The 14,963-nt window shown below is 76.8% G+C and carries 13 protein-coding genes; 5 read left to right on the top strand and 8 right to left on the bottom strand.

What is annotated here, in order from left to right; translation table 11 throughout:
• Positions 1–2: 2 nt before the first annotated feature.
• On the bottom strand, positions 3–2,078 hold the full coding sequence (locus tag ACI79R_RS01845; protein ID WP_456571871.1) for a diguanylate cyclase domain-containing protein: 2,076 nt from the start codon (positions 2,076–2,078) through the stop codon (positions 3–5).
• Positions 2,079–2,136: 58 nt separating this feature from the next.
• Positions 2,137–4,233: a diguanylate cyclase domain-containing protein gene (locus ACI79R_RS01840; RefSeq protein WP_456571870.1), complete on the bottom strand. Its 2,097-nt coding sequence runs from the start codon at positions 4,231–4,233 to the stop codon at positions 2,137–2,139.
• Between the two features lie 141 nt (positions 4,234–4,374).
• On the opposite strand from ACI79R_RS01840, the gene ACI79R_RS01835 reads away from it, so the two are divergent.
• Positions 4,375–4,857 carry a DUF4396 domain-containing protein gene (locus ACI79R_RS01835; RefSeq protein ID WP_456571869.1) on the top strand — a complete coding sequence of 161 codons (483 nt, stop codon included), beginning with the start codon at positions 4,375–4,377 and terminating at the stop codon, positions 4,855–4,857.
• Between the two features lie 96 nt (positions 4,858–4,953).
• On the opposite strand, the gene ACI79R_RS01830 is transcribed toward ACI79R_RS01835, so the two are convergent.
• Positions 4,954–5,100, bottom strand: a complete 147-nt coding sequence (locus ACI79R_RS01830; protein ID WP_456571868.1) for a hypothetical protein — start codon at positions 5,098–5,100, stop codon at positions 4,954–4,956.
• Positions 5,101–5,224: 124 nt separating this feature from the next.
• Positions 5,225–6,913, bottom strand: a complete 1,689-nt coding sequence (locus ACI79R_RS01825; RefSeq protein ID WP_456571867.1) for a phosphoenolpyruvate--protein phosphotransferase — start codon at positions 6,911–6,913, stop codon at positions 5,225–5,227.
• Between the two features lie 140 nt (positions 6,914–7,053).
• Here ACI79R_RS01825 and ACI79R_RS01820 point away from each other — a divergent pair, with 140 nt between their 5' ends.
• From ACI79R_RS01820 to ACI79R_RS01805, 4 genes are read left to right on the top strand one after another with little or no spacing between them, the layout of a single operon-like run.
• Positions 7,054–7,821, top strand: a complete 768-nt coding sequence (locus ACI79R_RS01820) for a DeoR/GlpR family DNA-binding transcription regulator (protein WP_456571866.1) — start codon at positions 7,054–7,056, stop codon at positions 7,819–7,821.
• Entirely contained in the window at positions 7,818–8,843 is a 1,026-nt protein-coding gene (locus ACI79R_RS01815; RefSeq protein ID WP_456571865.1) for a 1-phosphofructokinase family hexose kinase, read from the top strand. Before ACI79R_RS01820 ends, ACI79R_RS01815 begins: the two co-directional genes overlap by 4 nt.
• Before the next feature lie 19 nt (positions 8,844–8,862).
• Positions 8,863–10,983, top strand: a complete 2,121-nt coding sequence (locus ACI79R_RS01810) for a PTS fructose transporter subunit IIABC (RefSeq protein WP_456571864.1) — start codon at positions 8,863–8,865, stop codon at positions 10,981–10,983.
• Between the two features lie 50 nt (positions 10,984–11,033).
• Positions 11,034–11,291 (top strand): HPr family phosphocarrier protein, encoded by a 258-nt coding sequence (locus ACI79R_RS01805; protein WP_456571863.1) that lies wholly within the window; start codon positions 11,034–11,036, stop codon positions 11,289–11,291.
• A 73-nt stretch (positions 11,292–11,364) separates the two neighbouring features.
• Here the strand turns inward: ACI79R_RS01805 and ACI79R_RS01800 are convergent, their stop codons facing one another.
• From ACI79R_RS01800 to ACI79R_RS01785, 4 genes are all read right to left on the bottom strand, one after another.
• Positions 11,365–11,829 (bottom strand): SRPBCC family protein, encoded by a 465-nt coding sequence (locus ACI79R_RS01800; RefSeq protein ID WP_456571862.1) that lies wholly within the window; start codon positions 11,827–11,829, stop codon positions 11,365–11,367.
• A gap of 82 nt (positions 11,830–11,911) precedes the next feature.
• Positions 11,912–13,126 (bottom strand): AGE family epimerase/isomerase, encoded by a 1,215-nt coding sequence (locus ACI79R_RS01795; RefSeq protein WP_456571861.1) that lies wholly within the window; start codon positions 13,124–13,126, stop codon positions 11,912–11,914.
• On the bottom strand, positions 13,123–13,503 hold the full coding sequence (locus ACI79R_RS01790; protein WP_456571860.1) for a hypothetical protein: 381 nt from the start codon (positions 13,501–13,503) through the stop codon (positions 13,123–13,125). Before ACI79R_RS01790 ends, ACI79R_RS01795 begins: the two co-directional genes overlap by 4 nt.
• A gap of 38 nt (positions 13,504–13,541) precedes the next feature.
• Positions 13,542–14,963, bottom strand: a complete 1,422-nt coding sequence (locus ACI79R_RS01785; RefSeq protein WP_456571859.1) for a dihydrolipoamide acetyltransferase family protein — start codon at positions 14,961–14,963, stop codon at positions 13,542–13,544.

Below are 14,963 nucleotides of genomic sequence, written 5' to 3'. Positions count from 1 at the left end.
GGTCAGCCGGCGGGGGCGTCCTCGCTGCGGGGGCTGCCGTCGCGGCGACGGTGCTTGTGCCGGTACATGGCCGCGTCGGCCGCCCCGAGCAGCTCGTCGGCGGAACCGGCGCCGCCGGTGTGCACCGCGACCCCGACGCTGGTCGTGACCGGCACCTCCCGGCGGTCGAGCACGAACGGGTCGGCGAAGCAGCCCTGCACCCGGGTCACGACCGCCCCCGCGTCGGCCGGCGCGGCCAGCGCCGGCAGCAGCACCGCGAACTCGTCCCCGCTGAGCCGGCCGACGGTGTCGCCCGGCCGGATCGCCGCGCGCAGCCGCGCCGCCACCCGGCGGAGCAGCTCGTCGCCGGCCGCGTGGCCCATCGAGTCGTTGACCGCCTTGAACCCGTCGAGGTCGCAGAACAGCACGCCGACCGACCGGCCCGGGCCGGCGGCGGCCAGGGCCGTCTCCAGGCGGTCGCGGAACAGCACCCGGTTGGGCAGCCCGGTCAGCGCGTCGTGCGTCGCCTGGTGGCGCACCGTCTCCAGCAGCCGCGCCTTCTGCAGCGCCGTCGCCGCCTGGTCGGCCACGCCGAGCAGCCGCACCAGCACCTCGCCCTCGAGGTCGGGCGGCGTGCGGCCGGCCGGCCAGCTGACCACCGCGATGCCGAGGAACTGCTCCTCGGCCACGAGCGGGACGACGATCGCGTCGGTGACGCCCGCGGCCTCCAGCCGGGCGCGCACCTCGGGGGCGACCGACCCCACGTGCAGGACCTGTGGCTGCCGGTCGGTCATCAGCCGCACCAGGTCGGGCAGGTCGGAGGCCCGCAGCGGCGGCTCGTCGTCCGCCGCCGGCCCGGACGCGTCCGCCGACCGCAGCGCGCCGGCCGCCGGGTCCCACAGCAGCACCCGGGCGCGGTCGCAGCCGACGATCGCCGGGAGGGCGCCGGCCACGAGGGCGCAGACGGTGCCGGCGTCGGCGGCCGCGGCCAGTTCGTGCGCCAGCCCCAGCAGCTCGCCGGCGCGGCGGGCCTGACGGCGGGCCTCGGAGAGCGCGACCAGCAGGTCGAGGGCGGCCGCGGCGTGCCCGGCGTAGGCCGCCAGCATCGCCGGCTCGTCGGCCAGGTCGCCGCCGGTCGCGTTGAGCGCCGCCAGCCGGCCGTGCCGGCGGCGGGCCGAGGCGATCTCGACGACGACGGCCGAGGAACCGAGGTCCTCGCCGCGCAGCAGCGCCGTCCCCAGCCGCTGGATCTCCTCCGGGCGCAGCCCGTTGCCGCGCAGCAGCGGCGGGCCGCCCTCGGGATCGGCGACGGCGAGCAGGTGGGCCGGGGCGAAGACCGCCTCGGAGGCCCGCACCACGACGCGCTGCAGGACCTCGTCGAGGTCCTCCCCGGCCACCAGGTCACCGGCCGCGGACTGCAGCGTGCGCAGCTGGCCGCGCAGCGCGGTGAGCTCCGCCTCGGCCGCACCGGTGGCGTTCCGGTGCCGGCGACCGCGCCGGCGCCGCTGCCAGGTGACCCGGTAGACGCAGGTGGGGCCGTCGCCGGTGCCGCAGGTGGCCTCCGCGAACCGCCCCGCGGGGAGGCCGAAGATCTCGGGCACCGTCGTGGCCAGCCCGTGCGCGTAGCGGCAGTCGAGCTCGCTGTGCCGGTGGCCCGGGGCGAGGGTCATGGCGAGGGTGGCCGAGGTCGGCCGCAGCTCCAGCACCTCGACCGTCTGCACGGTCGTGAACTTGGAGATGGCGCGCGGGAAGTGCCGGTACACCGACCGGGGCGAGCCCAGCGCGCGCAGCACGAGCACCAGCGAGTGACCCATGCCGCTGCGCATGGCGGTGGCGCCCAGCGTGTACATCGTGTCGGGGTCGCCGAGCACCTCGGTGGCCGCCTCGTACATCCGGATCCGGGAGGCGTAGGACCACCAGGCCGACCGGTCGGCCAGCTCGGCACCGCGCCCGCTCAGCCCGGCCCGGGCGAGCACCGCGTCCACCGCCGCCTCCCCGCCGCGGACGCGCACGTGCTCGAGCAGGGCGGCCAGGACCGCGCCCGACGTCTCGCGGGGCTCGGCCGCCGCGGGGCGGACGGCGGACGGGTCGGTCTCCACACCCCCACATCGGCACCGGGCGGTCCGCTGTTGAGCGGGTCTCCCCCGGACGAGGCGGTCAGCCGGCGGGGGCGTCCTCGGCCCGGGTGCTGCCCCCGCGGCGGCCGTGCTTGTGCCGGTACATCGCCGCGTCGGCGGCGCGCAGCAGCTCGTCGGCGCGGCCCCACTCCCCTGCGTGCACGGCGACCCCCACGCTGGTGCTCACCGGCACCTCCCGGCGGTCCAGCAGGAACGGATCGGCGAAGCAGCCCTGCACCCGGGTCACGACCGCGTCGGCGTCGGCCGGCGATCCCAGGCCGGGGAGCAGCACCGCGAACTCGTCCCCGCTGAGCCGGCCGACGGTGTCGCCGGGGCGCACCGCCGCGCGCAGCCGCGCGGCGACCCGCTTCAGCAGCTCGTCGCCGGCCGCGTGGCCCATCGAGTCGTTGACGGCCTTGAAGCCGTCCAGGTCGCAGAACAGCACGCCCACGTGCCCGTCGGCCCGCACCGAGGCCAGCGCCGCCCCCACCCGCTCCAGGAACAGCACCCGGTTGGGCAGCCCGGTGAGCGAGTCGTGCGTCGCCTGGTGGCGCACCGTCTCCAGCAGCCGGGCCTTCTGCAGCGCCGTCGCCGCCTGGTCGCCCACGCCGCGCAGGCGGACCAGCGCCTCGCCGTCCAACTGCGCCGGCGCCTGGCCGGCCCGCCAGCTGGCGGTGGCGACGCCCAGGAAGGTGCTGCCCGCCAGCAACGGGACGGCCAGCACGTCGGCGACGCCCAGCGCGCCGAGCAGCGACCGGAGCACCGGGCTGCATCCGGCCGCGGTCAGGCGGCGCGGCTCCCGGTCGGTCAGCATCCCCACCAGCTCGGGGACGTCCTCCGCGGACAGGCCCGTGGCCAGCAGGAGCTCGGCGGCACTCGGGGTCAGGCCGGTCGTGGCGACGGCGCGCAGGCTGCCGGAGGCGGGCTCCCACAACATCACCGAGGCGCTGCTGGAGCCGACCACCGCCGGCAGGGTCTCGGCGACACCCGTGCAGACGGCGGCCGCGTCGGCGGCGGTGGCCAGCCGGTGGGCCAGGCCGAGCAGGGTGCCGGCGCGGGCAGCCTCCTGCCGCGCCTGCTCGAGGGCGAAGACGAGGTCCAGCGCCGCGGCCGCGTGCCCGGCGTAGGCGGCGAGCATCTCCCGCTCGCCACCCAGCGCGCCCTCGCCGGGCCGGTAGAGGGCGGCGAGCCGGCCGTGCCGGCGCCGTGTCGAGACGACGTCCACCACGACGGCCGAGGGGCCGAGGTCCTCGCCGTCCAGCAGCCGGCGGGCGACGTCGCGCACCTGGTCGCCGGGCACCCCGGCTGCGTGCACCAGCGGCTCGCCACCCTCGGGCGAGTGGACGGCGAGCAGGTAGCCCGGGGCCAGCACCGCATTGGCGGCGCGGTCGACGACGCGGTGCAGGACCGAGTCGAGGTCGTCGCCGGCGACGAGGTCGGTGGCGGCCGACTGCAGGGCGCGCAGCTGGGCGCGCAGCGCGGTGAGCTCGGCGTCCACCGACGACGTGCGGGGGCGGCCGCGCCAGCGCGACCGCCGCGACCAGGTCAGGTGGTAGACGCAGGCCGGGTGGCCGTCGGACTCGCACTCCTCGTGCCGGACCTCGGCCGGGGGGAGCCCGAAGACGGCGGGGACCATGCCGATGAGCCCGCGCGCGTAGTCGCAGTCCAGCCGCGAGTGGGGGTACCCGTCGTGCAGCCGGTAGCGGATGGTCGCCCAGGTGCTGCCCGAGGCCAGCACCTCCATGGTGGAGGTGGTGCTGAAGTTCCCGACCGCCCGCGGGAGCCGGCGGTAGACCTGCCGCGGTGACCCCATGGCACGGACCACCAGGACCAGCGCGGGGTTCATCCCGTGGCGCAGCGACTCGGCGCCGACCCGGAACATCGTGGCCGGATCACCGAGCACCTCCGTGGCGGCCGCGAACAGGCGGATGCGGGTGGCGTAGCTGGTCCACCGCGCGGACTCCGACAGCTGCTCGGCCGTCCACGGCACGCCGGAACGGCGCAGCACCTCGTCGACGGCGGCGTCCCCGCCCGCGGTCCGCACGTAGCTGATCAGCAGCGCGGTCGTCGCACCCGACGTCTCGCGCGGCTCCTCGTCGGCCGGCGACACCGGGGCTGCGGGGTTCCGGTTCTCCACGGACTCCGCTTCGGCAGGTGGGCCCCCGAGGTTGAGCGGTCCGCCCCCTTGGGGGGAGCCGGCGGACCCTTGCGTCCGCTCGGTCCCAGGAGTACAACCGACGTATACCCCCCAGGGGTATTTGACGGAGAGGAGCCGGTCATGACCACCCACCTGCACACCCACTCCCACGACACGGGGCACGCCGGACCGGTCGGCTGGCCGGCCGCGGCCCGCGCCACGCTGCACTGCCTCACCGGCTGCGCCATCGGCGAGGTGCTGGGCATGGTCATCGGGACGGCGCTCGGATGGTCGGCCGGCGCCACCATCGCCCTCGCCGTCGCGCTGGCGTTCGTCTTCGGCTACGCGCTGACGGTGCGCGGCGTGCTTCGGGCCGGCCTGCCGCTGCGCCAGGCGGTGCGCGTGGCGCTGGCCGCCGACACGATCTCGATCGCCGTCATGGAGCTGGTCGACAACGGCGTGATGGTCACCGTGCCCGGCGCGATGGAGGCGGGCCTGGCCAGCGCCGTGTTCTGGCTGGCCCTGGCGGGCGCGCTCGCGGTGGCCTTCGTCGTCACCCTGCCGGTGAACCGCTGGCTGATGAGCCGCGGTCGCGGGCACGCCGTCGTCCACGGCCTGCACTGACGGCAGCGACACGGCCCCGGACGGCAAGCGACCCCGGTCTCCCAGAGGAGGCCGGGGTCGCGCACGTCGGCACCCGCGCGCGGCGGGTGCGGCCGGTCAGCGGAAGAGCGATCCGCCGTTGGCCATGGTCAGCAGCTCCTCGCGCAGGGCGGGGCTGGTGCTGCGGCTGAGGGCACGGTCGAGCGCCCGCTGGGTGCGCGCGACCTGCCGACGCCGACGCCAGTGGGACAGCACGGTGCTCATCGATGGACCTCTCTCAGTACGGGGGCGACACCCGTAGTAAAGCAGGCCCTGCTCGCTTTGTTCCTAAGGATCGAAGGCAGGTTCGTGTGATGTCCTCGACATGTTCACCCCTCGGGGTGAGCTGTCACCGTCCGGCCAGCACCGCACGGACCGCGGCGCGCCCCGCGGACGGGTCGGCGGCGGCCAGCGCCACCTCCGCCGCCCGCGTGCAGTCGGCGAGGTCGACGGTGGCCAGCCGGGCGCCCACGCCCGCTATCGAGGACGAGGCGCAGGACAGCGAGGTCACGCCGAGTCCGACCAGCACGCAGGCCAGGAGCGGGTCGGCGGCCGCCTCGCCGCACACGCCGACCGGCTTGCCCGCCCGGCGGCCGGCCGCCGCGGTGAGCTGCACGAGCGCCAGGAGCGCCGGCTGCCACGGATCGGTGAGGTCGGCCAGCTCGCCGGAGAGCCGGTCGGCGGCCAGCGCGTACTGCGACAGGTCGTTGGTGCCGATCGACAGGAAGTCGACCACCTCGAGGAACCGGTCGGCCAGCAGCGCCACCGACGGCACCTCCACCATCACCCCCGGCACCAGGCCCCGGTCGCGCACGCGCCCGGCGAAGTCGGCCGCCTCGGCGACGGTGGCGACCATCGGTGCCATCACCCACGGGGTGGTGCCGGTGCGGCCGGCGGCCGCGGCGATCGCGTCGAGCTGGCGGTCGAGCAGGCCGGGATCGCGGCGGGCCACGCGCAGCCCGCGGACGCCGAGCGCGGGGTTGGCCTCGGCCGGCGGCGTGGCGAACGCCAGCGGCTTGTCCGACCCCGCGTCCAGGGTGCGGACGACGACCCGCCGCCCCGCGCAGGCGGTGAGGACGTCGGCGTAGCCGGCCGCCTGCTCCTCCACCGACGGCTCCTCCGCGCGACCGAGGAAGGCCAGCTCGGTCCGCAGCAGGCCGATGCCCTCGGCGTGCGCGGCGACCGCGGCGCGGGCGCCGTCGCCGTCCTGCACGTTGGCCAGCAGCGACACCGCGACGCCGTCGCGGGTGCGGGCCGGACCGCGGTAGGCGGCCAGCGCGGCGGCCGCCTCCGCCGCCGCGGCGACCCGGGCGCGCGCCTCGGCGGGGTCCGGATCGACGGTGACCGTGCCCTGGTCGCCGTCGACGAGCACCAGCGCGCCGGCCGGGACGTCGCCCAGCCCGGCCACCGCGACGACGCAGGGCAGCCCCAGCTGGCGGGCGATGATCGCGGTGTGGCTGGTGGCGCCGCCCTCGCTGGTGGCCAGCGCGAGCACGCGCGCCGGGTCGAGCCCGGCGGTGTCGGCGGGAGCCAGGTCGGTGGCCAGCAGGACCGAGGGCACCTCGGGCGCCGGGATGCCCGGCTCCGGCTGCCCGGTCAGCTCGGCGACGATCCGGTCGCGGACGTCGCGGACGTCGGTCGCCCGCTCGGCCATCAGGCCCCCGAGCGAGGTGAACAGCTCGACGAACTGCTGGGCCGCCGCGACGGTCGCCTCCGCGGCACCCGCGCCGGCGTCGATCCGCTGCTCGACCGCCGACAGCAGCCCGCGGTCACGGGCCAGGCCGGCGGTCGCGGTGAGCACCTCCGCGCTCACGCCGGTGGCACCGGCCGCCCGCCGCTCCAGCCGCTCGGCCACGACCGAGGCGGCGGCGACGAACCGCGCCTTCTCCCCCGCCCGCGCGGCCGAGTCGAGCTCCGGCCCCTCCCCCTCGGGCAGCCGGACCGCGCCGGAGGGGCGGACCACCGGGCCGAGGACCACCCCCGGGACGACCGGCGTGCCGGTGAGGACGGTGGCCGGGGTGGCGGAGGAGACGGACATCGGTACCTCACTGTCAGGGACGCGGGGAGCGGTGACCAGAGTCACGACTTCCTGTTGACTTGTCAACGTAACCCACGTAGAACAACACCAACGCAGAAGCAAAGCAACACAACCGGGCACCACGGACGGCGGGAGGGCGGATGTACGCGGAGGAGCGCCAGCAGGCGATCGCCGGCGCGGTCGTCGACCGGGGCCGGGTCGCGGTCACCGCCCTCGCCGAGGAGTACGGCGTCACCACCGAGACCATCCGCCGCGACCTCGCGGTGCTGGAGCGCGCCGGCGTCCTGCGCCGGGTGCACGGCGGCGCGGTCCCCGCGGGAGCGCTGGCCCTGGCCGAGACGGCACTGGGCGAGCGCTCGGCCACCCGCGGCGAGGCCAAGCGGAAGATCGCCGCGGCCGCGGCCGACCTCCTGCCCGGCCCGGAGGGCAGCCTGCTGCTCGACGGCGGCAGCACGACCGCCGCGCTCGCCGAACTGCTCCCCGGGGACCGCCGGCTGTTCGTCGCCACCAACTCGGTCCCGATCGCCGCCCGCCTGGCGGCCGGCCCGGGTCTCACCCTCCACGTGCTCGGCGGCCGGGTGCGCGGCATCACCCAGTGCGCGGTCGGCGAGACGCCGGTGCGGGCCCTGGCCGACCTGCGGCTGGACGTCGTCTTCCTCGGCGCCAACGGGGTCACCGCCGGCCACGGCTGCACCACCCCCGACGAGGCGGAGGCCGCGGTGAAGAAGGCGATGGTGCGGGCCGGGCAGCGGGTGGTCGTCCTCGCCGACAGCAGCAAGCTGGGCCGCGAGCACCTCGTCCGCTTCGCCGCCCTCGACGACGTGGACGTGCTGGTCACCGACGCCGACGCGGACCCGGCCGAGGTCGCCCGCCTCGAGGACGCCGGTGTCGAGGTGCTGGTCGCGTGACGGCGTCCCGCGGCCGGGTCGTCACCCTCACCGCCAACCCCAGCCTCGACCGCACCCTCGCCCTGCCCGGCGCCCTCGAGCGCGGCAGCGTGGTGCGGCTGGCCCCGAGCAGCACCGAGCCCGGCGGCAAGGGCGTCAACGTGGCGCGGGCGCTGGCCGCCGCCGGTGCCGACGTCCTGACCGTGCTGCCGGCCGCCGACGGCGACCCGATCGTCGGGGCCCTGCGCGGGCTCGGCCTGCCTTTGGCCACCGTGCCGGTGACCGCCCCGGTGCGCACCAACTACAGCCTCACCGAGCCCGACGGCACGACCACCAAGCTCAACGAGCCGGGCACCCCGCTCGACGCCGGCACCCGGGCCGCCCTCTCCGACGTGCTCGTCCGCGCGGCCACCGGCGCGGCGTGGGTGGTGCTCTCCGGCTCGCTGCCCCCGGGCACGCCGGCCGACTGGTACGCCGAGCTGGTCACCGCCCTGCGGCCGACCGGCGCCCGGATCGCCGTCGACACCTCCGAGGCGCCGCTGCTGGCGCTGCTCGACGCCGGCCGCTCCGCCGCACCGGACCTGCTCAAGCCCAACGCCGAGGAGCTGGCACAGGTCGTCGGCGGCACCGAGCAGGCCCTGCTGGCCGATGCGGGGGCGCTGCTCGACGCGGTGGCCCAGCTGCACCGGCGCGGGGTCGCCGAGGTGCTGCTCACCCTCGGCGGCGACGGCGCGCTGCTGTCCACCGGAGAGGCCACCTGGACCGCCCGCGCGCCGCGGATCGCCGTCCGCAGCACCGTGGGCGCCGGCGACTCCAGCCTCGCCGGCCACCTGCTCGCCGACCTCGCCGGCGCGCCGCCGGCCGAGCGGCTGCGCCGCGCCGTCGCCTCCGGCTCGGCCGCCGCCGCGCTCCCCGGATCCGCCGTCCCCACCCCGGCCCAGGTGGACGTCGGCGCCGTGCTCGTCACCCCCGGGCCGCCCCCTCCCCCCGCCCCGACGTCCCGCACCGCCCCCGTCCCGGCCCCCGGCCGCGACGCCCGCTGAGCCTCCCGGAGAGGTCCCCATGTCACCCCTGATCACCCCCGAGCTGGTCGTCCTCGACGCCTCCCTCGGCACCGACAAGGACGCCGTCGTCCGCCGGCTCGCCGGACTGGTCGCCGCCGCCGGCCGCGCCACCGACGCCGACGCGCTGGCCGGCGACGTGCTGGCCCGCGAGGCCCAGGCGGCCACCGGCCTGCCCGGCGGCATCGCCATCCCGCACTGCCGCTCGGCGGCGGTCACCGAGGCCTCGCTGGCCTTCGCCCGGCTGGCCCCGGCGGTCGCCTTCGGCGCACCGGACGGCCCGGCCGACCTCGTCTTCCTCATCGCCGCGCCCGCCCACGGGGACGCCGACCACCTCACCCTGCTGACCGCGCTGGCCCGCGCGCTGGTGCGGCCGGAGTTCGTCGCCTCGCTGCGCGAGGCCGGCTCGGACGCCGAGGTGGTGGCCCTGGTGCAGGACGTCGTCGCGCCGGCGCCGGCGCCGGCCGAGGCGCCCGCCTCCGCGGCGGCGCCCGCCCCCGCACCTGCCGCGGCCGCCCCGGATGCCGCGGCCGCCCCGGCCGCGCGCCGCCGGCTGGTCGCGGTGACCGCGTGCCCGACGGGCATCGCGCACACCTACATGGCCGCCGACAAGCTCGCCGCCGCCGCCCGCGAGGCGGGCGTGGACCTGCAGGTGGAGACCCAGGGCTCGTCCGGGTCGACCCCGCTGGCCGCCGACGTGATCCGCGACGCCGAGGCGGTCGTCTTCGCCGTCGACGTCGGCGTCAAGGAGCGCGAACGGTTCGCCGGCAAGCCCGTGGTGCAGTCGGGCACCAAGCGGGCGATCAACGAGCCCGCCGTCATGATCCGCGAGGCGCTCGCCGCCGCCGACGACCCCGACGCCCGGCGCGTCCCCGGCACGGCGGGCGGTGCGGACGCCGCCGCATCCGCCGGCCCCCGGCCGGGCGCCGCCTCGGAGCTCCGCCGGTGGCTGCTGACCGGCGTCAGCTACATGATCCCGTTCGTGGCGGCCGGCGGTCTGCTGATCGCGCTGGGCTTCCTGTTCGGCGGATACCAGATCGTGAACCCCGACCCGGCCACCGACGGCAGCCTGAGCTACGCGCAGAACTGGGTGCTCAACAACTCGTTCTTCGACCTGCCCGACGTCTCCGGCGTGGAAGGGCTCAACGACGGGTTCCTCGGCTACCTCGGCGCCGTCTGCCGGGTGCTGGGCGCCGCGGCCTTCGGCTTCCTCGTCCCGGCGCTGGCCGGCTACATCGCCTACGCCATCGCCGACCGCCCCGGCATCGTGCCCGGCTTCGTCGTCGGCTCGGTCTCCGTCTTCGTGGGCGCCGGCTTCATCGGCGGCCTGATCGGCGGCATCATCGCCGGCATCGCCGCGCGCTGGATCGCCTCCTGGAAGCTGCCCGCCGGCGTCCGGGGGCTGCAGCCGGTCGTGATCATCCCGCTGCTGGCCACCCTGATCTCCAGCGGCATCATGGCCGTGCTGCTCGGCCGGCCGCTGGCCGCCGCGCTCGAGGGCCTGGGCAACTGGCTCAACGGGCTGTCCGGCACCTCCGCCGTGCTGCTCGGGATCATCCTCGGCCTGATGATGTGCTTCGACCTGGGCGGCCCGGTGAACAAGGCGGCCTACGTCTTCGCCACCACCGGACTGGCCGCCGGCAGCGGCGCCCCGCTGGTGATCATGGCGACGGTCATGGCCGCGGGCATGGTGCCGCCCCTGGCGATGGCGCTGAGCACGCTGGTGCGGCCGAAGCTCTACACCCCCGCCGAGCGGGACAACGGCAAGGCGGCCTGGCTGCTGGGCCTGTCGTTCATCTCCGAGGGCGCGATCCCCTTCGCCGCGGCCGACCCGCTGCGGGTCATCCCGTCGATGATGCTCGGCGGCGCCACCACCGGCGCGATCGTCGCGGCCAGCGGCGTGGAGCTCCGCGCCCCGCACGGCGGCATCTTCGTCTTCTTCGCGATGACCGGCGTGCTGATGTTCGTGGTCGCCCTGGTGGCGGGCACGATCGTCGGTGCCCTGGCGGTCACCGTGGCGAAGAGCATCGGGCGGCCCCGCGCCGACGCCGTCCCCGAGGACGCCGTCGACCTGGCGCACGCCCACACCACCGCCCCGGCCACCCAGCCGGCGCGGACCTGATCCGGCAGGCTTCACCCGACCGGCATCCTGAGCAGCGAGGAAGAGGACCCATGCCCAGTCAGACCGTCACCGTCGGCTCCCGCGTCGGGCTGCACGCCCGCCCGGCGGCCCTGATCGCCGAGGCCGTCGCGAAGTCCGGCGTCCCGGTCACCCTGGCCACCCCGGGGGGAGCGCCCGTGGACGGCGGCTCCGCACTCATGATCATGACGCTCGGCGCCAAGCAGGGCGCGGAGGTCGTGGTGACCAGCGACGACGAGGCGGTGCTCGCCCGGATCGCCGGCATGGTGGCCGAGGACCTCGACGCCTGAATCAGGGCCTGCCAGCCCTGGGCACGCAGCGGCGCCCGTCCCCTCGGGGGACGGGCGCCGCTGCGTCGGCCTCCTACTGGTCGGGGCGGGAGACGTCACCGCGCCAGGCACCGGTCTCGGTGCCGCGGCTCTCGATGAACTCCTTGAACCGCTTGGCGTCGGCCTTGACCTGGCGGTCGTCGAAGCCCAGCGCGGCGCCGGCCTTCTCGACCAGGCCCTCGGGCTGCCAGTCGATCTGGATCATGACCCGGGTCTTGGTGTCGTCCAGACGGTGGAAGGTCACCACACCGGCGTGCTTGGCCTCCCCGGTGGTGCTGGTCCAGGCGACCCGCTCCTCGGGGTGCTGCTCGGTGATCTCGGCGTCGAACTCACGCTTCACGCCGTCGATGTTGGTGACCCAGTGGGTGTGGGTGTCGTCGATCTGGGTGATGCGCTCGACGCCGCCCATGAACTGGGGGAAGGACTCGAACTGCGTCCACTGGTCGTAGGCGACGCGGATCGGGACGTCGACGTCGACGGACTCCTGCACGCTGGCCACGGTCTCAGCTCCTCGGATGTCGCTTGATCGGTCGCCCACGGCCTACCCCGCGTCTTCGCGGCCGACACCTCGGACCTGCAGGTCAGCGCAGCGCGGCGGCCACGCTGCCCCGGACCGGGGCGTTCTCCAGCAGCAGCATCTGGGCCAGGTGGTAGGCGTCGGGCTGTCCGGTCCAGGTACCGGTGCCGACCTCTCCGGACGGCGTCAGCTCGTGGCGCCAGTTCCCGGTGGCCGGATCGGCGAAGCGCTCCTCGCCGTGCGCCCGCCAGCGCCGCGCCAGGCCGGCGAACCGCTCCTCGCCGGTGACCCGCGCCAGCACCGCCGCGGCGGCGACGGCCTCGCAGAGCACCCAGTGCATCCGGGCACCGACGACCGGGCGGTCGTCCCAGTCGAGGGTGTAGGGGAACCCGGGCGCGCCGTCGGCGGCCCAGCCGCGGTCGGCGGCGGCGTCGAAGAGCGCCACCGCGTCGGGGAGCAGCCAGCCCGGCGGCCCTCCCCCCTCTCCGCCATTCGCGCGCGAATGGCCGTTCCCGTCGAGCGCCGCGCGCAGGTGCAGGCACAGCCGCGCCCACTCGAACTGGTGCCCCACCGTGACGCCGTAGGGCCGGAAGGGGTCGGCCGGCCGGTCGCGGTTGTGCTCGGGCAGCGGCACCCAGTCGGCGGTGAAGTGCTCGGGCAGCCGCCAGCCGCGCTCCCGCGCGAAGCCGTGCACGATCCGCTCGGTGCTGCGCAGCGCCTGGTCGCGGAGCCGGGCGGCGGTTTCCGGGTCGGTGGCGGCCAGCGCGTCGGCGGCGGCCAGCGAGGCCTCGACGCCGTGCATGTTGGCGTTGGCGCCGCGGTAGCCGTCGCAGGCCGACCAGTCCGGCGTCCACTCCTCGCGGGCCAGCCCCGCGGCGTCGTCCCAGAACCGGTCCTGCCAGACCGCCAGCGCCTCGTCCAGCAGCGCCCGGCCGCCCTCGACCCCGGCCGTGGTGGCGGTCGCGCCGGCGAGGACGACGAAGGCGTGCACGTAGGCGGCCTTGGTGCCGTCGTCCTCCGCCGCCCGCCAGCCGCCGTGCTCCCCGTCGTGCAGCGGACCCTCGGCGAGGGCCCGGAGACCGGACCGGACCAGCTCGCCCGCCTCCGGCCGGCCGAGCAGCTCGGCCAGGCCGAAGACGTGCGTCATCCGCGCGACGATCCAGGTCTCCTGCGGCCCCGGCAGCACCCGGACGTCGTCCCCGAGGGCGCCGAAGCCGCCCTCGGGGACGCGCGCGCGGGCGGCGAAGGCCAGCAGCCGGTCGAGGTCGGTCGTGGTCACAGCGCCGACCGCCGGTCCGCCGCGACGGCGACCGCCAGCCGGGCGGTGACCACGCCGATGACGACCAGGCAGAGCAGCCGCACGAACCCGCCTCCGATGTCCGCGCCCTGCCCGTCCGCCAGGAGGGTCATCCCGTCGATGAGCACCATCACCACGGTCGCGGCCATCACGACCCCGCCGACCGCCCGGCTCCCCTGCCCGCTCCCCGACAGCAGCAGGACCCCGCCCGCGACCGCGCACAGGTAGCCGATCGTCTGCAGCAGCCACGGCACGGTGCCCTCGCCGGTGGCCGGCCGGGAGCCGGCCACGGCGATCGCGGCACCGGTGAGCACGACGAACAGCAGCAGCGCGACGAGCGCGGGGCGGCGACGGTCCACGGCGGCATCCTCCACCCTGGGACCGGCGCCGGGCCGCCTCAGAACGCGAGCGCTGCCGCGGGGTCGTGCAGCACGGCGCCGACGTCGGCCAGGAACCGGCTGCCCAGCTCGCCGTCGATCACCCGGTGGTCGAAGGAGAGCGCCAGCGTGGTCACCTGCCGCGGCACGACCCGGCCCTTGTGCACCCACGGCATCGGCCGGACCGCGCCGAAGGCCAGGATCGCCGACTCACCGGGGTTGAGGATCGGCGTGCCGGTGTCGACGCCGAACACCCCGATGTTGGTGATCGTGATCGTGCCGCCGGCCATGTCGGCCGGGCTGGTGCGCCCGGCCCGCGCCGTCTCGGTCAGCTCGCCCAGCGCCCGTGCGAGCTCGGGCAGGGAGAGCCGGCCGGCGTCCTTGACGTTGGGCACGAGCAGCCCCCGGGGCGTCGCCGCGGCGATCCCGAGGTTGACCCGGTCCGGGACGACGATCTCCCGGGCCGCGTCGTCCCAGCGGCTGTTCACCATCGGGTGCCGGCCCACGGCGAGCAGCAGCGCCTTGGCCACGAACAGCAGCGGGCTGACCTTGACCCCGGCGAACTCCGGCCGCGCGGCCAGGCGCGAGCGCAGCTTCATGGTGCGGGTGACGTCGACGGTGAGGAACTCGGTGACGTGCGGCGCGGTGAACGCGCTGGCCACCATCGCCGCCGCGGTGTGCTTGCGCACGCCGGTCACCGGGATGCGCTGCTCCCCGCCGGCGGGCACCGCCGACAGCCGGGCGGCCGCGGTCGGTGGCGCGGCGGCCGCCGCCGCCTCGACGTCGGCCCGCGTGATCACCCCGCCCGCACCGCTGCCGGTCAGCGCGGTGAGGTCGACGCCGAGGTCGCGGGCGAGCTTGCGCACCGGCGGCTTGGCCAGCGGCCGCGGGCGGCCGGTGCCGGGCCGGGCCGGCGCGGTCGGCGGGGCCTCGGTCACCTCGGCGTGCGACTCCACCGCGCGGCCCATCTCCAGGCCGCCGTGGCGCACGGGCTTGGTGTCGACGTCCGGCGCGGTCGTGAGCACCGGCGCGACCGGTGCGGTCGCCCGCTCGGCGACCGCGGTGCCCGAGCGGCGCGGCCGCCGGCGCGGCTCGGTGGCCCGGGGCCCGTACCCCACCAGGACGGCGGTGCGCCCGGCCGCGGGCTCGCCGTCGGCCGGGGTGCGCCCGTCCGCTGCCGGACCGTCGGAGGCATCGCCCCCGACGTCGATGGTGATGATCGGCGCGCCGACGTCGACGGTGTCGCCCGCCGCGTGCAGCAGCTCGGTGACGGTGCCGGCGAACGGCGAGGGCAGCTCGACGGCGGCCTTGGCCGTCTCCACCTCGCACAGCGGCTGGTTGACCGTGACGGTGTCACCCACCGCCACCAGCCACTGCAGGATCTCGCCCTCGGTGAGGCCCTCGCCGACGTCGGGGAGCCGGAACTGACGCAGGGTCGGCAT

Source organism: Blastococcus sp. SYSU D00820, from assembly GCF_054050695.1.
This window is presented reverse-complemented; position numbering and strand designations above follow the sequence as displayed.

What these genes read in the sequence shown, in the direction of transcription:
- ACI79R_RS01835 (WP_456571869.1), top strand. Translation starts at nt 4,375, where the DNA reads ATGACCACCCACCTGCACACCCACTCCCACGACACGGGGCACGCCGGA.
- ACI79R_RS01830 (WP_456571868.1), bottom strand. Translation starts at nt 5,100, where the DNA reads ATGAGCACCGTGCTGTCCCACTGGCGTCGGCGTCGGCAGGTCGCGCGC.
- ACI79R_RS01825 (WP_456571867.1), bottom strand. Translation starts at nt 6,913, where the DNA reads ATGTCCGTCTCCTCCGCCACCCCGGCCACCGTCCTCACCGGCACGCCG.
- ACI79R_RS01820 (WP_456571866.1), top strand. Translation starts at nt 7,054, where the DNA reads ATGTACGCGGAGGAGCGCCAGCAGGCGATCGCCGGCGCGGTCGTCGAC.
- ACI79R_RS01810 (WP_456571864.1), top strand. Translation starts at nt 8,863, where the DNA reads ATGTCACCCCTGATCACCCCCGAGCTGGTCGTCCTCGACGCCTCCCTC.
- ACI79R_RS01805 (WP_456571863.1), top strand. Translation starts at nt 11,034, where the DNA reads ATGCCCAGTCAGACCGTCACCGTCGGCTCCCGCGTCGGGCTGCACGCC.
- ACI79R_RS01785 (WP_456571859.1), bottom strand. Translation starts at nt 14,963, where the DNA reads ATGCCGACCCTGCGTCAGTTCCGGCTCCCCGACGTCGGCGAGGGCCTC.